The 24688-nt window shown below is 67.6% G+C and carries 23 protein-coding genes; 16 read left to right on the forward strand and 7 right to left on the reverse strand.

Features of this window, described 5'->3' with window-relative positions; all coding sequences use genetic code 11:
* Positions 1 to 29: 29 nt before the first annotated feature.
* The 3 genes from AC5P6H_RS05940 (at position 30) to AC5P6H_RS05950 (ending at position 3902) form a co-directional block, all read left to right on the forward strand.
* A complete protein-coding gene (locus AC5P6H_RS05940; protein WP_032956141.1) occupies positions 30 to 800 on the forward strand; it encodes an RNA methyltransferase in 771 nt (256 codons plus the stop codon).
* A gap of 103 nt (positions 801 to 903) precedes the next feature.
* Positions 904 to 1779 carry a phosphate/phosphite/phosphonate ABC transporter substrate-binding protein gene (locus AC5P6H_RS05945; RefSeq protein ID WP_346601305.1) on the forward strand — a complete coding sequence of 292 codons (876 nt, stop codon included), beginning with the start codon at positions 904 to 906 and terminating at the stop codon, positions 1777 to 1779.
* Positions 1776 to 3902 (forward strand): putative bifunctional diguanylate cyclase/phosphodiesterase, encoded by a 2127-nt coding sequence (locus AC5P6H_RS05950; protein ID WP_346601304.1) that lies wholly within the window; start codon positions 1776 to 1778, stop codon positions 3900 to 3902. The genes AC5P6H_RS05945 and AC5P6H_RS05950 overlap by 4 nt, the downstream gene beginning before the upstream one ends.
* A 67-nt stretch (positions 3903 to 3969) precedes the next feature.
* Here AC5P6H_RS05950 and epmB read toward each other — a convergent pair whose 3' ends face one another.
* The gene (epmB, locus tag AC5P6H_RS05955; protein WP_087948696.1) at positions 3970 to 5010 is read right to left on the reverse strand and encodes an EF-P beta-lysylation protein EpmB; all 1041 of its coding nucleotides are present in this window, start codon (positions 5008 to 5010) and stop codon (positions 3970 to 3972) included.
* A gap of 96 nt (positions 5011 to 5106) precedes the next feature.
* On the opposite strand from epmB, the gene efp reads away from it, so the two are divergent.
* From efp to AC5P6H_RS05980, 5 genes are all read left to right on the forward strand, one after another.
* On the forward strand, positions 5107 to 5673 hold the full coding sequence (gene efp, locus AC5P6H_RS05960) for an elongation factor P (protein WP_005410381.1): 567 nt from the start codon (positions 5107 to 5109) through the stop codon (positions 5671 to 5673).
* Positions 5674 to 5879: 206 nt separating this feature from the next.
* Positions 5880 to 7223 (forward strand): TRZ/ATZ family hydrolase, encoded by a 1344-nt coding sequence (locus AC5P6H_RS05965; RefSeq protein ID WP_014647801.1) that lies wholly within the window; start codon positions 5880 to 5882, stop codon positions 7221 to 7223.
* Between the two features lie 26 nt (positions 7224 to 7249).
* On the forward strand, positions 7250 to 7966 hold the full coding sequence (gene ubiG, locus AC5P6H_RS05970) for a bifunctional 2-polyprenyl-6-hydroxyphenol methylase/3-demethylubiquinol 3-O-methyltransferase UbiG (protein WP_014647800.1): 717 nt from the start codon (positions 7250 to 7252) through the stop codon (positions 7964 to 7966).
* On the forward strand, positions 7963 to 8658 hold the full coding sequence (locus AC5P6H_RS05975) for a phosphoglycolate phosphatase (protein WP_346601303.1): 696 nt from the start codon (positions 7963 to 7965) through the stop codon (positions 8656 to 8658). The genes ubiG and AC5P6H_RS05975 overlap by 4 nt, the downstream gene beginning before the upstream one ends.
* Before the next feature lie 11 nt (positions 8659 to 8669).
* The gene (locus tag AC5P6H_RS05980) at positions 8670 to 9374 is read left to right on the forward strand and encodes a squalene/phytoene synthase family protein (RefSeq protein ID WP_014647798.1); all 705 of its coding nucleotides are present in this window, start codon (positions 8670 to 8672) and stop codon (positions 9372 to 9374) included.
* Between the two features lie 89 nt (positions 9375 to 9463).
* Here the strand turns inward: AC5P6H_RS05980 and AC5P6H_RS05985 are convergent, their stop codons facing one another.
* Genes AC5P6H_RS05985 through yidD form a run of 3 tightly spaced genes read right to left on the reverse strand, consistent with a single transcriptional unit; the run spans position 9464 to position 11911 of the window.
* Positions 9464 to 10309 carry a M23 family metallopeptidase gene (locus AC5P6H_RS05985; protein WP_153643659.1) on the reverse strand — a complete coding sequence of 282 codons (846 nt, stop codon included), beginning with the start codon at positions 10307 to 10309 and terminating at the stop codon, positions 9464 to 9466.
* Positions 10309 to 11655 (reverse strand): dihydroorotase, encoded by a 1347-nt coding sequence (locus tag AC5P6H_RS05990; protein ID WP_014647796.1) that lies wholly within the window; start codon positions 11653 to 11655, stop codon positions 10309 to 10311. Before AC5P6H_RS05990 ends, AC5P6H_RS05985 begins: the two co-directional genes overlap by 1 nt.
* A 1-nt stretch (position 11656) precedes the next feature.
* Positions 11657 to 11911 carry a membrane protein insertion efficiency factor YidD gene (gene yidD / locus AC5P6H_RS05995; RefSeq protein WP_014037867.1) on the reverse strand — a complete coding sequence of 85 codons (255 nt, stop codon included), beginning with the start codon at positions 11909 to 11911 and terminating at the stop codon, positions 11657 to 11659.
* Between the two features lie 271 nt (positions 11912 to 12182).
* On the opposite strand from yidD, the gene dksA reads away from it, so the two are divergent.
* Positions 12183 to 13409 (forward strand): RNA polymerase-binding protein DksA, encoded by a 1227-nt coding sequence (dksA, locus tag AC5P6H_RS06000; RefSeq protein WP_346601302.1) that lies wholly within the window; start codon positions 12183 to 12185, stop codon positions 13407 to 13409.
* Between the two features lie 546 nt (positions 13410 to 13955).
* Here the strand turns inward: dksA and AC5P6H_RS06005 are convergent.
* From AC5P6H_RS06005 to cysS, 3 genes are read right to left on the reverse strand one after another with little or no spacing between them, the layout of a single operon-like run.
* The gene (locus AC5P6H_RS06005; RefSeq protein WP_197605040.1) at positions 13956 to 15200 is read right to left on the reverse strand and encodes an MFS transporter; all 1245 of its coding nucleotides are present in this window, start codon (positions 15198 to 15200) and stop codon (positions 13956 to 13958) included.
* Positions 15197 to 15649 (reverse strand): SufE family protein, encoded by a 453-nt coding sequence (locus tag AC5P6H_RS06010; RefSeq protein WP_032956126.1) that lies wholly within the window; start codon positions 15647 to 15649, stop codon positions 15197 to 15199. Before AC5P6H_RS06010 ends, AC5P6H_RS06005 begins: the two co-directional genes overlap by 4 nt.
* 54 nt (positions 15650 to 15703) lie before the next feature.
* Positions 15704 to 17080, reverse strand: coding sequence for a cysteine--tRNA ligase (cysS, locus tag AC5P6H_RS06015; RefSeq protein ID WP_495202387.1), 1377 nt, complete (start codon positions 17078 to 17080; stop codon positions 15704 to 15706).
* A 188-nt stretch (positions 17081 to 17268) separates the two neighbouring features.
* On the opposite strand from cysS, the gene AC5P6H_RS06020 reads away from it, so the two are divergent.
* The 7 genes from AC5P6H_RS06020 (at position 17269) to argC (ending at position 24688) form a co-directional block, all read left to right on the forward strand.
* Entirely contained in the window at positions 17269 to 17832 is a 564-nt protein-coding gene (locus AC5P6H_RS06020) for a glycine zipper 2TM domain-containing protein (protein ID WP_014647790.1), read from the forward strand.
* Between the two features lie 331 nt (positions 17833 to 18163).
* A complete protein-coding gene (locus AC5P6H_RS06025; RefSeq protein WP_014647788.1) occupies positions 18164 to 19174 on the forward strand; it encodes an N-acetylornithine carbamoyltransferase in 1011 nt (336 codons plus the stop codon).
* A 119-nt stretch (positions 19175 to 19293) separates the two neighbouring features.
* Positions 19294 to 20490, forward strand: coding sequence for an argininosuccinate synthase (locus AC5P6H_RS06030; RefSeq protein ID WP_014647787.1), 1197 nt, complete (start codon positions 19294 to 19296; stop codon positions 20488 to 20490).
* A 151-nt stretch (positions 20491 to 20641) separates the two neighbouring features.
* Positions 20642 to 21730 (forward strand): acetylornithine deacetylase, encoded by a 1089-nt coding sequence (locus tag AC5P6H_RS06035; protein WP_014647786.1) that lies wholly within the window; start codon positions 20642 to 20644, stop codon positions 21728 to 21730.
* Between the two features lie 75 nt (positions 21731 to 21805).
* The gene (locus AC5P6H_RS06040; protein ID WP_046431735.1) at positions 21806 to 23134 is read left to right on the forward strand and encodes an acetylglutamate kinase; all 1329 of its coding nucleotides are present in this window, start codon (positions 21806 to 21808) and stop codon (positions 23132 to 23134) included.
* A gap of 4 nt (positions 23135 to 23138) precedes the next feature.
* Positions 23139 to 23738, forward strand: a complete 600-nt coding sequence (locus tag AC5P6H_RS06045; protein WP_014647784.1) for a GNAT family N-acetyltransferase — start codon at positions 23139 to 23141, stop codon at positions 23736 to 23738.
* Positions 23735 to 24688 (forward strand): N-acetyl-gamma-glutamyl-phosphate reductase, encoded by a 954-nt coding sequence (gene argC / locus AC5P6H_RS06050; protein WP_014647783.1) that lies wholly within the window; start codon positions 23735 to 23737, stop codon positions 24686 to 24688. The genes AC5P6H_RS06045 and argC overlap by 4 nt, the downstream gene beginning before the upstream one ends.

Below are 24688 nucleotides of genomic sequence, written 5' to 3' on the forward strand. Positions count from 1 at the left end.
CATCGTCCAGCTCGACCTTTTCCCTGTTCATGTCCCAGTTTCCCGCCGCCACCCGCCTCCGATTCGTCCTGGTCGGTACCCAGCACCCCGGCAACATGGGCGCTGCCGCCCGTGCCCTGAAGACCATGGGCCTGGCCCGCCTGGTGCTGGTCGCCCCCGAAAAACCGCTGGACGAGGAGGCTTTCCGCCGCTCGGCCGGTGCCGAAGACGTGCTGGGGGACGCCCCGGTGGTGGCCACCCTGGCCGAGGCCGTGGCCGATTGCCGACTGGTGCTGGGCTGCACCGCCCGTGCCCGCCGCGTCCAGCTGGAGGAGTACCTGCCGGCCGATGCCGCCGCCCGTGCGGTGGCCAAGGCGGGCGAGGGCGCCGAGGTGGCGCTGGTGTTCGGTCGCGAGCGCACCGGGCTGACCAACGAGGAACTGCAGCTCTGCCATGCGGCGGTGCATATTCCATCCGACCCGGCGTTCAGCTCGCTCAACCTGGCAGCTGCGGTGCAGGTGCTGGCCTATGAAACGCGCATGCAGCTGCTGGGCGCGCAGCCGGCCGCCGACGCCGAGCCGGGTTTCCGCGAACAGGCCGCCAGCCATGAGCAGATGGAGAGCTTCTTCGCCCAGCTCGGCGACACCTTGGACGAGATCGATTTCCACAAGGGCCGCGCACCGGAATCAGCGATGCGCAAGCTGCGCCGCCTGTTCCTGCGCAGCGAGCCGAGCGAGCAGGAAGTGCGCCTGTTGCGCGGCATCCTGGCCGACACCCAGCGCATGGCGCGACTGGCACAAGCGGGCAACAAGGACAGCTGACGACGTTCTCATTTTTTCGGGTAGTCTGTCCGGATACCCAGGGGGGATGAAGCCTGTGTCGGGTCTGCGAAGGGCAGTGCAGAGGGGACTGCTGAGCCTGGTCATGATCCTGCTGGCCGGGACGGTGCATGCAGCACCGGACCCGGTGCTGGTGCTGGGCCGGATCAGCGATGATCCCAAGGCCCATTACGAGCAGCTGCAGCCGTTGCTGGACTATGTGGTGGCACGCATGCATGACGTCGGCATCAAGGAGGGGCGGATCCTGATGGCGCGCGACCCGCAGCAGATGGCCAGCTATCTGCGGCGGGGGCGGGTCGACTGGGTCACGGAAACGTCGGGTACGGCAATGGCACTCGGCCAGCGCAGTGGCGCGCGGCCGTTGTTGCTGACCGAGCGCAATGGTGTGCGTGAGTACCAGACCGTGTTCTTCGTGCGCCGCGACAGTCCGGTCCAGCGCATCCAGGATATGCGTGGGCATCGCCTGGCGTTGCAGAACACGTCGTCCACCAGTGCCTACCTGGTGCCGGTGATGACGCTGCTGCAGGAGGGGCTGGCGCCGCAGATCCTGGCCGGCGTATGGGACATGCCGGGCCGGGACAGTGTGGGGTATGTGTTCGCGCGCAGCGAGTTGAACATCGCTACGTTCGTGCACAAGGGCGTGGTTGACGTGGGGGCGGTGAGCAGCGTGGACTGGAACGACGAGCGACGGATGCCGGCGGCATTCCGGCGCGACTTCCGCGAGCTGCTGCGCACCAGGCCCTACCCGCGGGCGGTGGAGATGGTGCGCGCCGACCTCGACCCGCGGGTGCGTGACCGGCTGCAGGACGTCCTGCTGCAGGCGGCCAGTGACCCGCAGGCGCAGGGGGCGTTGCATCGGTTTTTCGGTACTTCCGGTTTCCACCGCGTCGATGCGCATGCGCAGCAGCGGCTGGATGAATTGAAACAAGGATTGACGCGCGTGCGGATGGAAGTGGAATGAAGTGGCTCGGCTCGGGAATGCAGGCCCGGTTCCTGCTCGCGATGGGCGGGGCGATGGTCGTGGTGGTGGCGATCCTGGCAGTGTTGCTGGGGCGGCAGGCGGCGATGCAGGGCGAGGTGCGCAACCTCAGTGGTGGCGTCATCCATGAACTGTTCGACCGCAGCGTGCGCAGCCGCGGCGAAGCGATGGCGCGCGAGCTGTCCGACGCGCTGGCCAACCCGTTGTACTACCGCGACCTGGACCAGGTCGGTGCGCTGGTGCGCAGCACCGCACGGCAGCCGGTCGTGCGCTATGTGCTGGTGTTCGACGACCGTGGCCGGCTGGTGCATGACGGCTCGATCGAGGTGTCCGGCTTCGGCCAGCCGATGGCCGACCCGCTCGCTCCCAAGGCCGCGGTGGCGCAGGCGCTGGTGGTGCAGGAATCGCCCAAGGTGCTCGACAACACCATGCCGATCATGGTCGGCAACCAGCGCATCGGCGGCGTCCGCGTCGGCATGGCGCTGGACGAGGTGCAGCAGCGCGAACAGGCAGCCAATGCCACGCTCGGCGAGCGCCTGCAGCAGGTCGGCAGCCGCCACCTGGGCTGGCTGCTGCTGATGCTGGGCCTGCTGGTGGTGATCGGCGTGGTGGTGATCCTGTACGTGCAGCGCACCCTGGTGGCGCCGATCCGGGACCTGGCCGCTGCGGCACGCCGCATCGAGGCTGGCGACTACCAGGCGCCGCTGGCCGAGAACACCCGCAATGACGAGGTCGGCGAGCTGGTGCGCGGCTTTGCCCGGATGCGCGATTCCATCGCCCGCCATGACCGCGAGGTGCGGCGCATGGCCTATACCGATGCGCTGACCGGGTTGACCAACCGGCTGGCGTTCCGGGAAGCACTGGACCATCGCCTGATGGCGGCGCGCGCATCCAATCATCGGCTGGGCCTGCTGTTCGCCGATATCGACGACTTCAAGCGCGTCAACGATACCCTTGGCCATGAGGCCGGTGACGAAGCGCTGTTGCAGTTCGCACAGCGCATCGGGCGCGCGGTTGCCGAAGCGGGAGGCGATGAGGCGCTGCTGGCCCGCTTCGGCGGCGACGAGTTCGTGATCCTGGTCGGCGATGGCGACGTGGCCGCGAACGCCCGGCTGCTGGCCGAGGTGCTGGTGCGCGAACTGGGCAAGCCGCTGGTGGTACAGGGCAGGGAGCTGTTCCTGGGGACCTCGATCGGCGTGACCCTGTTCCCGGACGATGCCGCCGATGCGACCACGCTGCTGAAGAACGGCGACATCGCCATGTACCAGGCGAAGATGGCCGGCAAGAACTGCTACCGCCATTACAGCCGGGCGATGGACCATGCGGTCGAGCGCCGCGTGCACATGGAGCAGGAACTGCGCGGGGCCTGGGAGCGCGGCGAGCTGCGCCTGGCCTACCAGCCGATCTTCCGCATGCGCGACCGCCGCATGGTCGGCGTCGAAGTGCTGCTGCGCTGGCAGCATCCGACCCTGGGTACGATTCCGCCGTCGGTGTTCATCGAAGTGGCCGAGCAGAGCGGGCTGATCGAGATCATCGGCCCGAAGGTGCTGCGTGCGGCCTGCATGGAAGCCTCGCAGTGGCCACGGGGTGCGGGCGGCGACGATCTGTTCGTGTCGGTGAACGTATCACCGCGGCAGCTGCGCGGCGGCGAGCTGCCGGCGCTGGTTGCACAGTGCCTGCATGAGTCCGGGCTACCGGCCTCGCGCCTGCACCTGGAGCTGACCGAAACCGCAGTGATCGGCGACGAGATGGTTGCCGCGCAGCTGCTGGACAAGCTGCACCGCACCGGCGTGAAGGTCTGGCTGGATGATTTCGGAACGGGCTTCTCCGGTCTCAGCCACCTGCGCCAGGTGCCGGTGGACGGCGTGAAGATCGACAAGAGTTTCGTGGCCGACATGCAGCGCGATCCCGACGATCTGGCACTGACCACGGCCATCATCGCCATGGCCCACGCGCTGGGCATCACGGTGGTGGCCGAAGGCATCGAGCAGCAGGCGCAGTTCGAACTGCTGGTGCAGCGCGGCTGCGATCTTGGCCAGGGCTACTGGCTGAGCCACCCGGTGACCGCCACCGAAGTGGTGCGGATGATCGAATCGGGTCTCTGACCGACGGTTGTTGTGTCGGGGTCAGATCCCTTTTCCGCAGGAAAAAGGGATCTGACCCCCTGCGGAATTACAGCGGGCGCTTGCTCGGGTCGCCGGGCAGTTCGCGCACCAGCTTGGGGATCAGGTAGCCGGACAGGCGTGCGGTCAGGCCGGCAATCAGCGCCTTGGCCTGGCTGTCGTCCACTTCGAAGTGGGCCACGCCCTCGACCCGGTCCAGTTGGTGCAGGTAATAGGGCAGCACGCCGGCGGCGAAGCTGCGCTCGCTCAGGTCCTGCAGGGCCTGCACGCTGTCGTTGACCCCGCGCAGCAGGACGGCCTGGTTCAGCAGCTGGGCGCCGACGCCGCGCAGGCGGCTCATCGCAGCGTCCACGCTGGCGTCGAACTCATTGGCATGGTTGGCGTGGACCACGATCGCCAGCGGCCACGGCAGGCTGCCCAGCCAGGCCAGCAGCTCCTCGTCCACGCGCTCCGGCAGCACGATCGGCAGCCGGGTATGGATGCGCAGGCGGCGGATGTGCGGGATCGCGCGCAGCGCATCGGTCAGCTCGGCCAGCTTGTGCGTGGCCAGTGACAGCGGGTCGCCGCCGGACAGGATGACCTCGTCGATGTCCGGGTCGGCCGCGATGGCCGCTACGGCCTCCTGCCAGCCGCCCTTGGCGGCGTTTTCCGCGGCATAGTCGAAGTGGCGGCGGAAGCAGTAGCGGCAGTTGATCGCGCAACTGCCGGTGGCGACCAGCAGGGCGCGTCCACGGTACTTCTGGATGACGCCGGTGGCCTTCCTGGCGGCACCATCACCCACCGCATCGAAACTGAACCCGGGTGCCGGGCGCATTTCCTCGTCGACGGGCAGCACCTGGCGCAGCAGCGGGTCGGCCGCGTCGCCCACGCGCATGCGCGCCACGAAGCCCTCCGGCACGCGCAGCGCGAACTGGGCAATGGCCGCCTCCGAGACACCCAGCGCGGCCGGGTCCAGCTGCAGCCGGGCCAGCAGGGCGTGCGGGTCGCGCAGCGCCTGGCGCCAGAGCTGCTGCCAGCGCGCGGGCGCGCCTGGCGACTGGGGCCGGGGGAAGGCGGAAAGCTGCATGGAGAGGGGGCCTGCGGTTATCATGGGGGCAGAAAAACAGTCGCCCACCGGCACCCGGTGGGCTTTCCATTCTAACGGCTCGCCGCACCCGCGGCGTTTTTGCCACTCAGGAGTTTACGCATGGCCAGCTACGGCATGAACGACGTCAAGAACGGGATGAAGATCCTGGTCAACAACCAACCGGCCGTCATCATCGACACCGAATACGTCAAGCCGGGCAAGGGCCAGGCCTTCACCCGCGTGAAGTACCGCCTGATCAAGGACGGCCGTACCCAGGAAGTGACCATGAAGTCGACCGACTCGCTGGATGCAGCCGACGTCGTCGATACCGACATGAACTTCATGTACAGCGACGGTGAGTACTGGCACTTCATGGACCCGGAATCCTTCGAGCAGGTCCAGGCCACCAAGGCCGGCATGGGCGGCGCCGAAAAGTGGCTGAAGGGCGAAGAGTCCTGCGTGGTCACCCTGTGGAACGGTGAGCCGATCTTCGTGCAGCCGCCGAACTTCGTCGAACTGAAGATCACCGAAACCGATCCGGGCGTCCGTGGCGACACCTCGGGCGGCGGCGGCAAGCCGGCCACCCTGGAAACCGGCGCCGTGGTCCGCGTGCCGCTGTTCGTCAACCAGGACGAAGTGATCCGCGTCGACACCCGTTCGGGCGAATACTCCGCACGCGTCAAGTAAGGTTCCGGCCATAGGCCGACCTTGCGGTAGTGCCGGCCGCTGGCCGGGTACGCGCCAGCACATTCGCGCTGGCGCTCCCATGATCTGCTTCGGCAGATCATGGGCCCCGCTTCACGGGTCTCCAGACCCCGCCGCTTCGCGGCAGCCCCTGACTCAGGGGCGTGTCCCCAGAAGTATCTCGCCGCCCCCACAGCCAGTGAGCCCGCATGAGCGATAGCCCGCACCTCCCCGAAGCCTGCGACCTGCTCATCGAAGCCGGTTACGTCGTTCCGATCGAGCCGCATGCGGTGGTGCTGGAAGACCATGCCGTTGCCGTGCGTGGCAGCGAGATCGTGGCCATCCTGCCGCGTGCCGAGGCGCGCGCACGCTTCCGCGCCACCCAGGTGGTGAGCCGACCCGAGGCTGCGCTGATGCCGGGCCTGGTCAACGCGCACACGCACAACCCGATGACCCTGCTGCGCGGCGTTGCCGACGACCTGCCGCTGATGACCTGGCTGCAGCAGCACATCTGGCCGGTGGAAGCGGCGGTGATCGGCCCCGAATTCGTTGCCGACGGTACCACCCTGGCCATCGCCGAGATGCTGCGCGGCGGCACCACCTGCGCCAACGAGAACTACTTCTTCGGCGACGTGCAGGCCGCGGTCTACAAGAAACACGGTTTCCGCGCGCTGGTGGGCGCGGTCATCATCGATTTCCCCACCGCCTGGGCCAAGACCGACGACGAGTACTTCGCCAAGGCCGGCGAACTGCACGACCAGTGGCGCACCGATCCGCTGATCGGCACCGCGTTCGCGCCGCATGCGCCTTACACGGTCAATGATGCCAACTTCGAGCGGGTACGGATGCTGTCCGACCAGCTCGACATGCAGGTGCACCTGCACACCCACGAGACCGCGCAGGAAATCAACGATTCGATCAGGCTGCACGGCCAGCGCCCGCTGGCGCGGCTGGATCGGCTCGGCCTGGTCAACGACCGCCTGATCGCGGTGCACATGACCCAGCTGACCGATGCGGAAATCCACCTGTGCGCCGAACGTGGCGTCAGCGTGGTGCATTGCCCGGAATCCAACCTGAAGCTGGCCTCCGGTTTCTGCCCGGCCTGCGCCCTGCAGCGCGCAGGCGTGAACCTGGCAATCGGTACCGATGGCTGCGCCAGCAACAACGACCTGGACATGTTCAGCGAGAACCGCACCGCGGCGATCCTGGCCAAGGCCGTGGCCGACGACGCCACTGCACTGGACGCGGCAACCACGCTGCGCGCGTCCACGCTGGGTGGCGCACGCGCGCTGGGCTTCGGCGACCGCATCGGCTCGATCGAAGTCGGCAAGCAGGCCGACCTGGTCTGCGTTGATCTGTCCGCGCTGGAAACACAGCCGCTGCACAACGTGCTGTCGCAGCTGGTGTACGCCACCGGCCGCCAGCAGGTCAGCGATGTCTGGATCGCCGGCAAGCCGAAGCTGGTGCAGCGCGAGCTGGTCGGCATGGACCTGCCGGGCATCATCGCCAACGCGCGCCAGTGGCGCGAGCGCATCCGCCATATCCGCGCCTGAACCCTGGCGCCGCAAGGACATCCCCCATGACTGCCCCCCACGCTTCCTCAAATTTCGATCAGGCCGAGCTGGACAAGTTCGCTGCGCTGGCCAACCGCTGGTGGGACGCTGACGGCCCGCAGAAGCCGCTGCATGCGCTGAATCCGGTGCGCCTGCAGTACGTGGCTGACCGCGTGCCGCTGCGCGGCGCCCGCGTGCTCGACATCGGCTGCGGTGGCGGCCTGTTGAGCGAAGCGCTGGCCCAGGCCGGTGCTGACGTCACCGCCATCGACCTGGCCCCGGAGCTGGTCAAGGTCGCGCGCCTGCATGCGCTGGAAAGCGGCGCCCAGGTCGATTACCGGGTGCAGGCGGCCGAGGATCTGGCCGCCGAGCAGCCGGGCAGCTTCGACGTGGTCACCTGCATGGAAATGCTGGAGCACGTGCCGGACCCGGGCGCGATCATCGAGGCCTGCAAGCGCCTGCTGAAGCCGGGCGGCCACCTGTTCCTGTCGACCATCAACCGCACCGCCGCCGCGTTCGCGGTGGCGATCGTCGGCGCCGAGTACGTGGCGCGCCTGCTGCCCAAGGGCACGCACCACTACCAGGAATTCATCAAGCCGGCCGAGCTGGCGCGCTGGCTGCGCGAGGCCGACCTGCAGCTGGTGGATGTCAGCGGCATGGCCTACGAGCCGTGGCGCAACCATGCCCGCCTGAGCAGCCGCACCGACATCAACTACCTGGCCTACGCGGTCAAGCCGGCATGACCGCCGCCCGCTTCCCGCGTGCGGTGCTGTTCGACCTGGACGGCACCCTGCTGGACAGCGCGCCGGACTTCGTCGCCACCTGCAACGCGATGCTGGCCGAGCGTGGTCGTGCGCCCATCGATCCGGCGGTGCTGCGCCCGGTGGTCTCCAAGGGCTCGCGCGCGATGGTCGGGGCCGCTTTCCCGGACCTGGATGCCGCTGCGCGAGATGCACTGATTCCGGAATTCCTGCAGCGCTACGAAGCGCTGATCGGCCAGCACGCGGTGCTGTTCGATGGCGTGGCCGGCATGCTTGCCGCGCTGGATGACGCCGGCACCGTGTGGGGCATCGTCACCAACAAGCCCGAGTACCTGGCGCGGCTGATCCTGCCGCAGCACGGCTGGCAGCAGCGCTGTGCAGTGCTGGTCGGCGGTGACAGCCTGGCCGAGCGCAAACCTCACCCGCTGCCGCTGCTGCACGCTGCGCAGGCCATTGGCGTTGCCGCCGAAGACTGTGTGTACCTGGGTGACGACGAGCGCGACATCATCGCCGCGCGGGCCGCGGCCATGCCGTCGGTGGCAGCCCTGTGGGGCTACCGCCTGCACAACGACGATCCGCTGGCCTGGCAGGCCGACGTGCTGGTCGAGAACGCTGAACTTCTGCAACTGGCCAGTCTCTGGCCGACCCGGCCGGCAGCCCCGGCCCAGCCGTAAGGAATGGTGTAGTGAGCAGTACCGCGCTGGACAGTTTCCTCGACAAGTGGCGCAGCCGTTGGCCGGAATGGTCAGTGGCCGCCCCGTTCGTGGCCGAATCGCAACGCGAGCTTGCAGTGGCGTGGTTCGCGCTGCTGCAGGAGTTCGACGACATGCTCAACACCAGCGGCGATCCGCTGCCGGCCGACGCCAAGCTGGCGTGGTGGGGCGAGGAGCTGCGCAGCTGGGCGGGACATCGCTCGCGCCATCCGCTGGGCAGGCTGCTGGAGCCGGTGCGTGCACCGTGGGCCCAGTTGGCCGAAGCACTTCCAGATCTGGTTGAAGCGCGCACGGTCGCGCTGGATGCGGCCGGCGCCGGGCGCGCGCTGGCGAACTACGCCGAGGCCGTAGCCGCGGTGGAGGCGGCCTTGTTCGCTGACAAGCCGCGCACCGGCGCCGGTCGTGCGGTGCAGCTGCAGACCCTGGCGCAGCGCCTGCAGGACGCTGGCGTGGCGGGTGTGCCGCGCAGCCTGCTGGACGAGGACGCCAGCAATGCCGCACAGCGCTGGGCGCAGCATCTGTTGAAGGGGTGGGGCACCCGCGTGCCCGGCCCGCGCCCGCGCCGTGTGTGGTCCAGCCTGGCGCGTGCGCGGGTGGCGGCACAGGCCGCAGGCAAGCCGATCGAGGCCACCCCGGTGCGCACCCTGCTGCGCGTGTGGTGGGCCGCGCGCGGTTGATCCAACGTACCTGGTAGTGCCGGCCGCTGGCCGGCATCCAGCAGGGCGCGGAAGAGGATGAGGTTGCCGGCCAGCGGCCGGCACTACCGTTACTTGCGCTCCAGCACCAGCAGCGGGTCGATACGGGTCTCGAACCAGTTCATGCCCCAGTGCAGGTGCGGGCCGGTGGCACGGCCGGTGGCGCCGACCGCAGCGATCACCTGGCCCTGTTCAACCCGGTCGCCGACCTTTACGTCGATGCGCGAGAGGTGCAGGAAGTTGGAGCTGACCCCGAAGCCGTGGTCGAGCAGCAACGTGCCGCCGGTCAGGTACAGGTCCGGGCCGGCGAAGGTGACGATGCCGGCGGCCGGTGCTTTCACCGGCGTGCCGGTCGGCACCGCGATGTCCATGCCGGAATGACCGGCACCGGGCTGGCCGTTGTACACGCGCGCATTGCCGAAGCGGCCGCTGATGCGGCCCTGCACCGGCCAGATGAAGGTCTGGGTGAAGTCGGTACGGTCGTCATCGCGGGCACGCGCGGCAGTCACCTGCGCCTGCTCGCGCTTGATCCGCTCGGCAATTGCCGGCGGCGGGTTGACCGTCTTCGGCGGCACACCATTGACCCGCTCTGTGGGCCAGTCGCGCGGCGTCACCGCAATGGTCGCGGTCTCGCTGCCACCATCGGGGCGCTGCACCTGCACGCGCAGCGGGCCCTTCTCGTCACGGCCGATGCCGAACACCACGCTGCCGTAGCCGCTCACCCGCAGCTGGCGACCGGCGTACTGCACGCGGCTGCCGGCGGGAACCTTGCCGATCACCAGTGCGCCCTGCGATGCACTGGTCGGGAACACCACGCGGCTGTCGATCAGGCTGCCAATGCCATCCTGCGCCTGCGCCGCGGGTACGGAAAACAGGGGCGCGGCCAGCAGCGACCCGATCAGAAGTGCCGAGCGCATCAGCGGTCGTAGGTCATGCGCTGGCCGGCGGGTTCGCCCACCAGGTTGCTGCCGTCCCACACCAGCTGGCCGTTGACCCAGGTGGAGGCGACGCGCGAACGGAAGGTGGTGCCCTCAAACGGCGACCAGCCGCACTTGGACAGCACGTCCTCGCGCTTGACCGTGAACGGCACGTCTTCGACCAGGACCAGATCGGCGAAGTAGCCTTCGCGCAGGAAACCACGTTCTTCCACGTCGAACAGCTGCGCCGGGGCGTGGGCGAACTTCTGCACCACCTGCTCGCGGGTCAGCTTGCCTTCGTGCACGCGCTCCAGCGCGGCCACCAGCGCGTACTGCACCAGTGGCAGGCCGGAGGGGGCCTGCGCGTAGGGCTTCTGCTTCTCTTCCCAGGTGTGCGGCGCGTGGTCGGTAGCCAGCACGTCCAGCACGTCGTCGGCCAGCGCAGCGGTGATCGCCTCGCGGTCGGACACTTCCTTGATGGCCGGGTTGCACTTGATCAGGTTGCCCTTGGTCGCATAGTCCGGGCGCGCGAAGTGCAGGAAGTGCACGCAGGTTTCAGCGGTGATCTGCTTGCGGCTGCCATCGGCGCGGATCAGCGGGCCCTTCTCGAACAGCGCCAGTTCATCGGCGGTGGAGATGTGCAGCACGTGCAGGCGGGTGCCGTGTTTGCGCGCCAGCGACATCGCCAGGCGGGTCGACTTGATGCAGGCTTCGCGCGAGCGGATGTCCGGGTGCATGTCCGGGGTCAGCGCATCGCCGTACTTTTCCTGGAAGGCCTTCAGGTTGGCATCGATCATCGGCGTGTCTTCGCAGTGCGTGATGATCGGGGTCGGGCATTCGCGGAAGATCGCGTCCAGCGTTTCGGGGTTGTCGACCAGCATGTTGCCGGTCGAAGCACCCATGAACACCTTCACGCCCGGCGCCTTCTTCGGGTCCAGCGCACGGATGGCGTCCAGGTTGTCATTGCTGGCGCCGTGGTAGAAGCCGTAGTTGGCCCAGGCGCGGCCGCGCGCGAGTTCGTACTTGGCTTCCAGGATGGTCGAATCCAGCGTCGGCGGGTTGGTGTTGGGCATGTCCATGAAGCTGGTCAGGCCACCGGCCACGGCCGCCGCCGATTCGCTGGCGATGTCGCCCTTGTGGGTCAGGCCCGGTTCGCGGAAGTGCACCTGGTCATCGATCATGCCCGGGAGCAGCCAGCGCCCGGCCGCGTCCACCACCTGCTCGCCGTCGCGCGGCGCCAGCCCGTTGCCGATCTGCGCGATGCGGCCGTTCTCGATGCGCAGGTCGCCGTCGAAGGTGCGGCCTTCGTTGACCATGCGGGCATTGGTGATGAGGGTGGAGGACATGTCAATGTTTTCCTGTGCAACGGCAAGAGGGGGCGTTGGGGGACTCGGGCACGGGGTCGAAGCCGCCGGGATGGAACGGGTGGCAGCGGCCCAGCCTGCGCGCAGCCAGCCAGCTGCCGCGCAGCGGGCCGTGCCGCGAGATCGCGTCCATCGCGTATTCAGAACAGCTCGGCACGAAACGGCAGCGGGGCCCCAGCAAGGGGCTGATGAAGCGCTTGTAGAAGCGCAGCAGGGCGATGAGCAGGCGCGAGATCACCCAGTCATCTTATGCCAGTTGGCATGAAGGCCGCATTTGTGCAGGATGGGCCGTTGGTCGCATGTCGCCGATGGCCTGCGACCGGTACCAGCACCGTCGGGTGCTGGCCAGGTTCCGTACCGCGCAAGGCGGTCCGTGTTCGTCGGACTGCCCATTGGGCGCCTTGGCTCCAGGACTGAATGGAGCAGGGTGCCGAGGTTGCTGCTGCGGGTCGGGTAGGCTATAAAGGCCCGCTTTCCCGGGCCCCGGGGAATCCAAGGAAGAGCGTTTCGTGGCTGCTAAAAAAACTGCAAAGAAGGCCGCAACGGCCGCCAAGAAAACCGCCAAGCCTGTTGTGAAGAAGTTGGCGGCAAAGCCCGTTGCCAAGAAGCCGGCGAGCAAGCCGGCGACCAAGGCAGCGTCCTCGCAACCGGCGGTCAGGAAGGCCACCGCAAAGAAAACGCCGGTCAAGGCAACCAAGCCGGTGGCGAAGAAAGCCGCTGCGCCCGCCAAGGCCAAGCCAGCCGCTGCCAGCAAGAAGGCGCCGGTGAAAAAGGCCGTCAGCAAGGCTGCGCCGGTGAAGAAGACCGTCGCCAAGCCGGTGGTCAAGAAGGCAGCAGCCAAGCCGGCGCCGAAGGCGGTGGTGAAGAAGGCTGCAGCCAAGCCGGTCGCCAAGCCGGCGGCAAAGAAGGTCGCTGCGGCCAAGCCGGTCGCCACGCCTGCCGCTGCAAAGAAGGTTGCCAAGAATGTTGCCGCACCGGCCGTAAAGCCGGCCCCGGCCCCAGTAGTGAAGTCCGCACCGAAGCCTGCTGCCAAGCCGGCTCCGGCCAAGCCTGTCCCGGCCAAGACCGTGGCAGTGGCAGCAGCCCAACCGGCCCCCAAGCCGGCCCCGGCCGCCGCTCCTGCCGCTTCGAAGGCCCCGCAATCCAAGAATCCCGTGCCCGTTTCGAAATCGCCTGCCAAAACCGCCGTGAAATCCGATTCCGCCCCGAAGACCGTGTCGCGCCCTGTCGGCAAGGTTGCCGTGGCCGTCGCCGCCCGCTCGGCAGCACCGGCCCCGCGCAGCAAGTACAAGGTGGTCGAATACAAGACCGACGAGGCCACCGGCCGCCCGATCCTGCCGGCTGGCTACAAGCCGTCCTCGGAAGAGGAATACATGAGCCCGCTGCAGCAGGAGTATTTCCGCCAGCGCCTGCAGAACTGGCGCGCGGACCTGGTGGAAGAGTCCAAGCAGACCATCGAGAACCTGCGCGAGGAAGTGCGTGACATCGGCGACGAAGCCGAGCGCGCGACCCGCGAAACCGAGAACTCGCTGGAACTGCGTACCCGCGACCGCTACCGCAAGCTGATCGGCAAGATCGACAGCACCCTGAAGCGCCTGGAAGCGGGCGACTACGGTTACTGCGTCGACACCGGCGAAGAAATCGGCCTGGAGCGCCTGGAGGCGCGCCTGACCGCCGAGCGCACCATCGATGCCCAGGAGCGTTGGGAGCATCTGCAGAAGCAGCAGGGCGACTGATTCCTGATCGTTGTCTGGTCATGCAGAAAACCCGGCTTCGGCCGGGTTTTTTGTTGGGTTCGAGTTGGCTGTGTAGAGCGCCTTCCGGGTATCGGGTGGAGCCTGCGGGTGGGTCCGATGTAGAGCCGAGCCCACGCTCGGCTCAGGCCGAAGCCGGAGGGCAAGGAAGAGCAAAAGCAAAAGCAAAGGCAGCCAAGCATGGCTTGGCTCTATCAGGAGCGGTCATGCGTGCGCTCGCGGCTGTTGAGTCCGCCTTGTAGCGAGCCGAGCACCGCAGGGGAATCAGGGGCGAAGAGGCGGCTCTATCCTGTAGAGCCGACTGCTGGTCGGCTGGCTCTCTGCGTCGTCCCCTGATTCACCGAGGAGCACAGGGCACCGGCGCGCAGCGCCGGCTCGCGGATGGCGGCGTGTTTCTTTGGTTACTTTTCTTTTCGCGCGAAAAGAAACGTGACACCCCACCGCGGTCGCGGAAAGAGCCCGCCGGGCATGGCCCGGCGCGTGGGCGCACGGAAATACGCAGCCGAGCATGGGCTCGGCTCTACAGGCTCACTGCAGGTCGCGAAGATTCAACTTCCGCAGCGTCGGGTTCTTCCACGCGGTGATCCCGGCCACGCTCAGCACCGCGAACCCGCCCAGCACCACGGCCGGTACCAGGCCGAGCAGCTTCGCCATCGTGCCGGCATAGAACGCGCCCAGCTCGTTGGACGAACTGATGAAGATGCCGTTGATCGACGATACGCGACCGCGCATTTCTTCCGGCGTGGCCAGCTGCAGGATGGTCGAGCGGATCACCACCGAGACGCCATCGAACGCGCCGTAGAACAGCAGGATCAGCGCCGACAGCCAGAAGTGCTGCGACAGCCCGAAGCTGATCACGCACAGGCCGAAGCCGGCCACCGCGAACAGCAGCACGCGGCCGGCATTGCGGTGCAGCGGGTGGCGGGCCAGCCACAGGCCCACGCACACCGAGCCCAGCGCCGGCATCGCGCGCAGGATGCCCAGGCCTTCCGGGCCGTGGTGCAGGATTTCGTGCAGGAACGCCGGCAGCATCGCCACCACGCCGCCCAGCAGCACCGAGAACATGTCCAGCGCCATCGCGCCGACCATGATCCGGTTGCCGACCACGAAGCGCGCGCCTTCGGCGATGCTCTTGAAGATCGGCGCGGCAGGGCCGGTGTGCACCGGCTCCTCCACTTTCAGCGTGGCCAGACAGGCCATCGCCACCAGCGCGAAGGCGGTGGCCACCGCGTAGGACAGGCCCTTGCCACCGAAGCCGACCAGCACGCCGCCCAGTGCCGGGCCGGCGATCATGCCGGCTTGGAATACCACCGCGCCCAGGCCGGCGCCACGCGCGAACTGGTCACGGGCCAGTACGCGGGCGAACAGGGCGTTGTAGATCGGCGACAGGAAGGCGCGGACCATGCCGGTCAGCGCAATGGCTGCGTAGATCGGCCACACGCCGATCGGCAGCCAGCCCATGGCCACGCTGGTCAATACCAGTGCGGTGGCGATCAGTCCGCAACAGGCGACCATGCCCAGGCGGCGGCGCGGCAGGTGATCCACCAGGTAACCGGCGAACGGCGCCACGCAGAAGAACGGCAGCACCTCGGCCAGGCCGATCAGGCCCAGCGAGAACGGATTGCGGGTGACTTCGTAGATGTGCCAGCCGACGGTGACCGCGACCACCTGGTAGGACAGCATCGCGAAGATGCGGTACGCCAGCAGCCTGGCGAAACCGGGCCGGGACAGCAGGCCCAGCGCGCTGTCTTCGGCTGTGGCAGGCTCGCTCACGACGGGTCGCGCTGCAGCTGGGCCTGCGCGGTCTCGCGGATGAAGGCCAGCATCGCCGCCACGCCGTTGCTGCGGGTCGGCGAGAGGTGGCGGGCCAGGCCGATGTCCTGGATGTAGCTCGGCTCGGTAGCCAGGATCTCCTGCGCCGAGCGCCCGGAGTACACACGCAGGGCCAGGAAGATCAGGCCGGAGACAATCGCCGAATCACTGATGGCATGGAAGCGCAGCGACTGCGCGTTGCCTTCGGGCACGATCCAGACCATCGACTGGCAGCCGAGCAGGCGATGCTCTTCGGTCTTCCATTCTTCCGGGAAGGCCGGCAGCTTGCGGCCGAGGTCGATCAGGTACTGGTAACGCTCGGACCAGTCGCCGAAGAAGCCGAATTCCTCGGCGATGGCGGCCTGTGCCTCGGCGGCGGTGGGTTCAAGCGGGAACGGGGAGTCGATCACAACAGTCTCTACGGTGGGGGCGTGGCCGGCGTACCGGCCACGGGGCAGGGCGGGTCAGCCGCGCTTGCGCGACCAGCGCACGCCCTGCGGGGTGTCTTCCAGCACGATGCCTTCGGCGGCCAGCTGGTCGCGGATGGCGTCGGAACGGGCGAAGTCGCGCGCCTTCTTGGCAGCGGCACGCTCATCGATCAGGCCCTGGATGCGGGCATCGTCGCCGCCGTCGCTGGCCGCAGTGCCGAACCACTGCGCTGGATCGGCCTGCAGCAGGCCCAGTGCCAGTCCGGCGCCGAGCAGTTCACCCTTCAGGCGCGCCTGCTCGGCCGGATCGGTGGCACGACGCGCATCGGCGGCGATGCGGGCCACTTCGGCCAGTGCCTGCGGGGTGTTCAGATCGTCATCCAGGGTCGCTTCGACCGTGGCCGGGATCGCAACGACCGCCTCGACTGGAGCCAGTTCGCGCAAGGTGCCGTACAGGCGGTCCAGGGTGCGCACCGACTGTTCGATCAGGCCATCGGACCAGTCCAGCGGTTGCCGGTAGTGGGCCGACAGCAGGGCCAGGCGCAGTGCTTCCGGCGGGTGCTGGCGCACCAGGTCGTGCACGCGCTCGATGTTACCCAGCGACTTGCTCATCTTGGCGCCGCCGAAGTTGAGCATGCCGTTGTGCAGCCAGAAGCGGGCGAAGATCTTGCCGCCGTGGGCGCACTCGCTCTGCGCAAGCTCGTTCTCGTGGTGCGGGAACTGCAGGTCGACGCCGCCGGCATGGATGTCGATGGTCTCGCCCAGGTGGGCGGCGGCCATTGCCGAGCACTCGATGTGCCAGCCCGGGCGGCCACGGCCCCAGGGCGACGCCCAGCCGGGCAGGTCGTCGCTGGACGGCTTCCACAGCACGAAATCACCCGGATCACGCTTGTACGGGGCCACGTCGACACGGGCGCCGGCCAGCATTTCGTCCGGATCGCGGCGCGAGAGCTTGCCGTAGCCATCGAAGCTGGCCACCGCGAACAGCACGTGGCCTTCGGCAGCGTAGGCATGCCCGTTGGCGATCAGCTGCTCGATCATGGTGATGATCTGCGGAATGTGCGCGGTCACCTCCGGCTCGATGTCCGGCGGCACCACGCCCAGCGCGGCCATGTCCTCACGGTAGGCGGCGGCGAACCTGTCGGTGATGGTGCTGATCGGTACGCCCTGCTCGCGCGCGGCGGTGTTGATCTTGTCGTCCACGTCGGTGATGTTGCGCGCGTAGCGCAGGCCACCGAAACGGCGCCGCAGCAGGTCGGCCAGCACCCCGAACACCACCGGGCCACGGGCGTTGCCGATGTGCACGTAGTTGTAGACCGTCGGGCCGCACACATACAGGGTCGGACAGGCCGGATCGAGCGGGGTGAACGGTTCGAGCTGGCGAGTCAGGTTGTTGTGCAGGCGCAGGGTCATGGGGCTGTGGCTGGGGGACAAGCCTGTGATTTTAGAACGTGTCGGCCCCCTTTGGGGGCACCCGTTGCCACCGGTGGACGCCGGGGCCACCCGGGGTGGGGTGGGCAGGAGCGGCGTGGACGGGTAATGTTCAGCCCCTTGCGCTCGCCACTGCCTACACTATTGCCGTGTCCTTGCTCCCGTCGCCAATGAAATCCACCGCGTTGCTGACCCTGGCCTGCCTGTCGGCGCTGCCCGCCGTGGTGCTGGCGCAGGAGGCCGAGCCCCGCAACCGGGTGGTGATCGTTGAGAACGTGAAGTTCGACTACGCCCAGGTGCTGAACGTGGAGCCGGTGTTCCAGACCCTGCGCGCGACCCGCACCGAGGAGCACTGCGAGCCGGTGTCGACCCGGACCCTGGCCCCGGTGAACGTGACCGGCGAGGAGCCGGTCGAGGACAAGGGCCGGATCAGCCGCTTCTGGGACTCGGTGCGCTCGATGTTCAAGCGCAGCGACGAAGAGGCCGTTGAGGAGCCCGGAGCCGAGACGCCGGCCCCGGCACCGGCCAACACTGGCCCGATGCTGACCCGCGACTGCCGCATCGTGCCGGTGGGGCGTGAATTCCGCCGGCCCATCGCCTACGACGTGGATTACGTCTACAAGGGCACCAAGTACCGTTCGCGGCTGCCGGAAGACCCCGGCAACCGGCTCAAGATCCGGGTGTCGATCACGCCCTGGGTCGGCCCGGAGCAGGGCACGGCCAGCAATCCCTGATTCTGGGACCCCGGCCCTTGCGCCGGCCTCGGCCGCATGCAAAGATGGTTGACCATGAAGCTCACCGACTTCCAGCACGACAGCAGCGCAGCCCGACAGGCGTCGGGCATGACCTCGCGTGCGCGTCGACCGGAACCCCACATCCTCGCTGGGTAACCGGAGCTTTTTGCTGTTCGTCCGAAAAAACCCAGCCCGCCGGCTGGGTTTTTTCGTTTCCGCGCTTCAAATATGCATCTTCTGAAAGCTGCAACTGCAACCTTCCCGCTCCACCTTTGATTCCTGTTTTCCCTTCCACCGCGTCGAAACCGGCGCCGCTACGCAAGGAAAGATGATGTCCCCCAAGCACTTCCTGAACACCCAGGACTGGAGCCGCAGCGATCTCGACGCGCTGTTGACCCAGGCGGCGCTGTTCAAGCGCAACAAGCTCGGCGACCAGCTCAAGGGCAAGTCGATCGCGCTGGTGTTCTTCAACCCGTCCATGCGCACCCGCACCAGCTTCGAACTGGGCGCGTTCCAGCTCGGTGCCCACGCGGTGGTGCTGCAGCCGGGCAAGGATGCGTGGCCGATCGAGTTCAACCTCGGCACGGTGATGGACGGCGATACCGAAGAGCACATCGCTGAAGTGGCCAAGGTGCTGGGTCGTTACTGCGACATCATCGCCGTGCGTGCGTTCCCCAAGTTCATCGACTGGGCCTACGACCGCCAGGACATCGTCCTCAACAGCTTCGCCAGGTACTCGCCGGTGCCGGTCATCAACATGGAGACCATCACCCACCCGTGCCAGGAGCTGGCCCACATCATGGCCCTGCAGGAGCACTTCGGCACCCAGGACCTGCGTGGCAAGAAGTACGTGCTGACCTGGACCTACCACCCCAAGCCGCTGAACACCGCCGTTGCCAATTCGGCGCTGACCATCGCCACCCGCATGGGCATGGACGTGACCCTGCTGTGCCCGACCGCCGACTACATCCTCGACGAGCGTTACATGGGCTGGGCCGAGCAGAACGTGGCCGAGAGCGGCGGCTCGCTGAAGATCAGCCATGACATCGACAGCGCCTACGCCGGCGCCGACGTGGTCTACGCCAAGAGCTGGGGCGCGCTGCCGTTCTTCGGCAACTGGGAACCGGAGAAGCCGATCCGCGACCAGTTCAAGCACTTCATCGTGGACGAGCGGAAGATGGCGCTGACCAACAATGGTGTGTTCAGCCACTGCCTGCCGCTGCGCCGCAACGTGAAGGCCACCGACGCGGTGATGGATTCGCCGCAGTGCATCGCCATCAACGAAGCCGAGAACCGCCTGCACGTGCAGAAGGCGATCATGGCGGCGGTTGCCGGGCGCTAGATCGAACAAGGGGTAGAGCCGACCGTTGGTCGGCTGCTCCCGTAGCGGCGCATCCAATATTCCAGCCGACCAACGGTCGGCTCTACCGAATTCCCATCCCCCAAGTGGACCTGACCCCCATGAGCAACAAAGACGTCGTTCTCGCCTTCTCCGGCGGCCTGGATACCAGCTTCTGCGTGCCGTACCTGCAGGAGCGCGGCTACAACGTGCACACCGTGTTCGCCGACACCGGCGGCGTCGATGATGAAGAGCGTGACTTCATCGAGAAGCGCGCCGCCGAACTGGGCGTGGCGAGCCACCTCACCGTCAACGGTGGCCCGGCCATCTGGGAAGGCTTCGTCAAGCCGTTCGTGTGGGCCGGCGAAGGCTACCAGGGCCAGTACCCGCTGCTGGTCTCGGACCGCTACCTGATCGTCGATGCCGCGCTGAAGCGTGCTGCCGAGCTGGGCACCAACATCATCGCCCACGGTTGCACCGGCATGGGCAACGACCAGGTCCGCTTCGACCTGGCCGTGAAGGCGCTGGGCGACTACCAGATCATCGCGCCGATCCGCGAGATCCAGAAGGAACACACCCAGACCCGCGCCTACGAGCAGAAGTACCTGGAAGAGCGTGGCTTCGGCGTGCGCGCCAAGCAGCAGGCCTACACCATCAACGAGAACCTGCTGGGCCTGACCATGTCCGGCGGCGAGATCGACCGGTGGGAAGCTCCGGGCGAGGGCGCGCGTGGCTGGTGCGCACCGCGCAGCGAGTGGCCGGAGCAGGCCCTGACCGTGACCCTGAAGTTCGTTGAAGGCGAAGCCGTCGAACTGGACGGCAAGGCGCTGCCGGGCGACCAGATCCTGGCCCAGCTCAACAAGCTGTTCGCCCCGTACGGCGTGGGCCGCGGCGTCTACACCGGCGACACCGTGATCGGCCTGAAGGGCCGCATCGTGTTCGAGGCCCCGGGCCTGGTTTCGCTGCTGGCCGCACACCGTGCGCTGGAAGATGCGGTGCTGACCAAGCAGCAGAACCGCTTCAAGCCGGACGTGGCGCGCAAGTGGGTGGAGCTGGTGTACGAAGGCTTCTACCACGACCCGCTGAAGACCGACATCGAAGCCTTCCTGAAGTCCTCGCAGGCCAAGGTCAACGGCGAAGTGGTGCTGGAAACCCGTGGTGGCCGCGTCGATGCGGTGGCCGTGAAGTCGCCGCACCTGCTCAACACCAAGGGCGCCACCTACGCGCAGTCGGCCGACTGGGGCGTGGAGGAGGCTGAAGGCTTCATCAAGCTGTTCGGGATGAGCTCCACTGTCTATGCGCAGGTCAATCGCGGTTGACCTGTGACGGGGTGCCGGCCGCTGGCCGGCGCCTCGCAACGTCGATGGAGGGTAGTGCCGGCCGCTGGCCGGCTCGTGGCACGGCTGGATCATTGCGGAGCCGGCCAGCGGCCGGCACTACCGATTTCGAACCCTACGGATATTCAGACACATGCTTGAACAGACGCTCGATCACCTGCAGGCCCTGGTGTCCTTCGACACCCGCAACCCGCCGCGTGCGATCACCACCGGTGGCATCTTCGATTACCTGCGCGACAACCTGCCCGGCTTCAACGTCGAGGTGATCGACCATGGCGCGGGCGCAGTCAGCCTGTACGCCGTGCGCGGGACGCCGAAGTACCTGTTCAACGTGCACCTGGACACCGTGCCGGACTCGCCGCACTGGAGTGCCGACCCGCATGTGATGCGCCGCCTGGACGACCGCGTGGTCGGCCTGGGCGTGTGTGACATCAAGGGCGCCGCCGCTGCGCTGGTGGCGGCGGCCAATGCCAGCGATGGCGATGCCGCCTTCCTGTTCTCCAGCGACGAGGAAGCCAACGATCCGCGCTGTATCGCCGCGTTCCTGGCCCGTGGCCTGCCGTATGAAGCGGTGCTGGTGGCCGAGCCGACCATGAGTGAAGCGGTGCTGGCGCATCGTGGCATCAGCTCGGTGCTGATGCAGTTCGCCGGCCGCGCCGGCCATGCGTCCGGCAAGCAGGACGCGGCCGCCAGCGCGCTGCACCAGGCCATGCGCTGGGGCAACCGTGCACTGGACCATGTGGAATCGCTGGCCTCGGCCCGCTTCGGCGGGCTGACCGGGCTGCGCTTCAACATCGGTCGCGTCGAAGGCGGGATCAAGGCCAACATGATCGCACCGGCTGCTGAGGTGCGCTTCGGGTTCCGCCCGCTGCCGTCGATGGACATCGATGGCCTGCTGGCGACCTTCGCCGGTTTCGCCGAACCGGAAGCCGCCGTTTTCACCGAAACGTTCCGTGGCCCCAGCCTGCCGGCCGGTGACATCGCCGAGGCCGAGAACCGCCGCCTGCTGGCGCGCGATGTGGCCGATGCGCTGGAGCTGCCGATCGGCAACGCGGTGGACTTCTGGACCGAGGCCTCGCTGTTCTCCGCCGGTGGCTACACCACGCTGGTGTTCGGCCCGGGCGACATCGCCCAGGCCCACACCGCCGATGAGTTCGTGACGCTGGAGCAGCTGCAGCGCTACACCGACGCCGTGCATCGCATCATCGCCGCCGGCGCCTGATCGACCCTACAACGCCGCCCGGCCCTGGCCGGGTGGAACTGCAACGCGGCGACCGCCGCCTGTGACGAAACCGAAATGTCTCCTGCCCTCCAGCCCCACCGCCAGACCCGCCAGACCATCGTGCGCCTGCTTTCCAGCATGGCCAGCGCGAAGGAGATCAGCCAGTACCTCAAGCGCTTCTCGCAGCTGGACGCCAAGCGCTTCGCCGTGGTCAAGGTCGGCGGCGCGGTGCTGCGCGACGACCTCGACGCGCTGACCTCTTCGCTGTCGTTCCTGCAGGAAGTCGGGCTGACCCCGATCGTACTGCACGGTGCCGGCCCGCAGCTGGATGCCGAACTGTCGGCCGCCGGCATCGAGAAGCAGACCGTCAACGGCCTGCGCGTGACGTCGCCGGAAGCGCTGGCGATCGTGCGCCGGGTGTTCCAGCAGTCCAACCTGCGCCTGGTCGAGGCGCTGCAGCAGAACGGCGCGCGCGCCACCTCGATCACCGGCGGCGTGTTCGAGGCCCAGTACCTGGACGTGGACACCTACGGCCTGGTCGGCGAGGTGAAGAAGGTCAACCTGGCACCGATCGAGGCCAGCCTGCGTGCCGGGTCGATCCCGGTCATCACCAGCCTGGGCGAGACCGCTGGCGGCCAGATCCTCAACGTCAACGCCGACTTCGCCGCCAACGAGCTGGTGCAGGAACTGCAGCCATACAAGATCATCTTCCTGACCGGCACTGGCGGCCTGCTGGACGAGCAGGGCAACGTGATCGATTCGATCAACCTGTCCACCGAGTACGACCACCTGATCGCGCAGCCGTGGATCCACGGCGGCATGAAGGTGAAGATCGAACAGATCAAGGATCTGCTCGATCGCCTGCCGCTGGAATCGTCGGTGTCGATCACGCGCCCGGCCGACCTGGCCAAGGAACTGTTCACCCACAAGGGTTCGGGCACGCTGGTGCGCAAGGGCGAGAAGGTGCTGCGCGCCACCGCCTGGAACGCGCTGGACCTGCCGCGCCTGAAGGGCCTGATCGAATCCAGCTTCGGCCGCACCCTGGTGCCGGAGTACTTCGAAAAGACGAAGCTGCTGCGCGCCTACGTCAGCGAGAACTACCGCACCGCGGTGATCCTCACCGACGAGGCCGAGGGCGTGTACCTGGACAAGTTCGCCGTGCTCGACGATGCGCAGGGCGAGGGCCTGGGCCGCGCGGTCTGGAACGTGATGCTGGAGGAAACCCCGCAGCTGTTCTGGCGTTCGCGCCATGGCAATCCGATCAACCACTTCTATTACGCTGAATCCGACGGCTGCTACAAGCAGGACCACTGGAAGGTGTTCTGGTTCGGCGCCGACGGCATCGACCGGATCAAGACCTATGTCGACCATTGCGCCCGGCGCGCGCCGAGCCTGCAGGGCTGAACACATGAACCATGCCGACTGGACCAAGGTCCCTACGCTGGCGGGCACCCATGCGCGGCTGGAGCCGCTGCAGATGGGGCATATCGATGGCCTGCGCGGCGCGCTTGGCGATGGCGCGTTGTCCAGGCTCTGGTACACCCAGGTGCCCGATGCGAAGACCATGGCCGGCTACGTGCAGGCAGCGCTGCAGGCGCAGGCCGAAGGCAGGGTGCTGCCGTTCGTGGTGTTCGATGCCAACGACCAGATTGTCGGCACCACCCGCTACTACGATCTGCAAGCGGACGTGCCGCGCCTGAGTATCGGTTACACCTGGTATGGCGAGTCTGCGCAACGCACCGGGGTCAACACCGAGACCAAGCTGATGCTGCTCAGCCACGCGTTCGAGCGGTTGCAGTGCCTGAGCGTCGTGTTCGAGACCAGCTGGTTCAACTTCACCTCGCGCACCGCCATCGCACGCCTCGGCGCCAAGCAGGATGGCGTGCTGCGCAACCACAAGCGGCACGCCGACGGCACGCCGCGCGACACCGTCATCTTCTCCATCATCGATGCGGAATGGCAGGGCGTGAAGCGCCACCTGCAGTACCGCCTGGACAGCCACGCATGAACGATTCGACTTTCACCCTGGGCATCGTCGGGGCCCGCGGCCATACCGGCGCCGAGCTGATCAAGCTGGTGGCCGCCCATCCGCGCCTGGAACTGGCCTTCGTCTCCTCGCGCGAGCGCGCCGGGCAGCGCCTGTCCGACCACCACCCGGAGTTCCAGGGCGAGCTGCAGTACGAGAACCTGGATGCCGACGCGGTGGCCGCCAAAGGCGTGGACGCGGTGATCCTGGCCCTGCCCAACGGCCTGGCCGCACCGTTCGTGGCCGCGCTTGAAGCCGCCAAGCCGGACACCGTCATCGTCGATCTCTCGGCCGACTACCGCTTCGACAACAGCTGGTATTACGGCCTGCCGGAGCTGACCCGCGGCCGCTACAACGGCCAGAAGCACATCAGCAACCCGGGCTGCTATGCCACGGCGATGCAGCTGGCGGTGCATCCGCTGCTGGACCTGCTGGCCGGCCCGCCGCAGTGCTTCGGTGTCTCCGGCTACTCCGGTGCCGGTACCACGCCGTCGGACAAGAACAACGTCGAACTGCTGGCCGACAACCTGATGCCGTATGCGCTGACCAACCACGTGCACGAGCGCGAGGTGTCGGTGCAGCTGGGCGTGGCCGTCGAGTTCATGCCGCACGTCGCGCCGCATTTCCGCGGCATCACGCTGACCGCCAACCTGTGGCTGAACCGCGTGCAGACCCGCGAACAGATCGTCGAGCGCTTCCAGCAGGCCTATGCCGGCGAACCCCTGATCGAAGTGGTGGATGAAGCGCCGTGGGTCAGCCGCATCGCCGGCCGCCACGGTGCCCAGGTCGGTGGCTTCACCCTGGCCCCTGGCGGCAAGCGGGTGGTGGTGGTGGCGACCCTGGACAACCTGCTCAAGGGCGCGGCCACCCAGGCCATGCAGAACCTCAACCTTGCGCTGGGCATCGACGAACTGACGTCGATCCCGCACTGA

Source organism: Stenotrophomonas sp. YJH_SMC_110, assembly GCF_059369255.1.

Bases quoted from the DNA above. Each gene is read 5' to 3' on its own strand.
- AC5P6H_RS05940 (WP_032956141.1), top strand. From the start codon at position 30: ATGTCCCAGTTTCCCGCCGCCACCCGCCTCCGATTCGTCCTGGTCGGT.
- AC5P6H_RS05945 (WP_346601305.1), top strand. From the start codon at position 904: ATGATCCTGCTGGCCGGGACGGTGCATGCAGCACCGGACCCGGTGCTG.
- AC5P6H_RS05950 (WP_346601304.1), top strand. From the start codon at position 1,776: ATGAAGTGGCTCGGCTCGGGAATGCAGGCCCGGTTCCTGCTCGCGATG.
- epmB (WP_087948696.1), bottom strand. From the start codon at position 5,010: ATGATAACCGCAGGCCCCCTCTCCATGCAGCTTTCCGCCTTCCCCCGG.
- efp (WP_005410381.1), top strand. From the start codon at position 5,107: ATGGCCAGCTACGGCATGAACGACGTCAAGAACGGGATGAAGATCCTG.
- AC5P6H_RS05965 (WP_014647801.1), top strand. From the start codon at position 5,880: ATGAGCGATAGCCCGCACCTCCCCGAAGCCTGCGACCTGCTCATCGAA.
- ubiG (WP_014647800.1), top strand. From the start codon at position 7,250: ATGACTGCCCCCCACGCTTCCTCAAATTTCGATCAGGCCGAGCTGGAC.
- AC5P6H_RS05975 (WP_346601303.1), top strand. From the start codon at position 7,963: ATGACCGCCGCCCGCTTCCCGCGTGCGGTGCTGTTCGACCTGGACGGC.
- AC5P6H_RS05985 (WP_153643659.1), bottom strand. From the start codon at position 10,309: ATGCGCTCGGCACTTCTGATCGGGTCGCTGCTGGCCGCGCCCCTGTTT.
- AC5P6H_RS05990 (WP_014647796.1), bottom strand. From the start codon at position 11,655: ATGTCCTCCACCCTCATCACCAATGCCCGCATGGTCAACGAAGGCCGC.
- cysS (WP_495202387.1), bottom strand. From the start codon at position 17,080: ATGACCCTGCGCCTGCACAACAACCTGACTCGCCAGCTCGAACCGTTC.
- AC5P6H_RS06020 (WP_014647790.1), top strand. From the start codon at position 17,269: ATGAAATCCACCGCGTTGCTGACCCTGGCCTGCCTGTCGGCGCTGCCC.
- AC5P6H_RS06025 (WP_014647788.1), top strand. From the start codon at position 18,164: ATGTCCCCCAAGCACTTCCTGAACACCCAGGACTGGAGCCGCAGCGAT.
- AC5P6H_RS06030 (WP_014647787.1), top strand. From the start codon at position 19,294: ATGAGCAACAAAGACGTCGTTCTCGCCTTCTCCGGCGGCCTGGATACC.
- AC5P6H_RS06035 (WP_014647786.1), top strand. From the start codon at position 20,642: ATGCTTGAACAGACGCTCGATCACCTGCAGGCCCTGGTGTCCTTCGAC.
- AC5P6H_RS06040 (WP_046431735.1), top strand. From the start codon at position 21,806: ATGTCTCCTGCCCTCCAGCCCCACCGCCAGACCCGCCAGACCATCGTG.
- AC5P6H_RS06045 (WP_014647784.1), top strand. From the start codon at position 23,139: ATGAACCATGCCGACTGGACCAAGGTCCCTACGCTGGCGGGCACCCAT.
- argC (WP_014647783.1), top strand. From the start codon at position 23,735: ATGAACGATTCGACTTTCACCCTGGGCATCGTCGGGGCCCGCGGCCAT.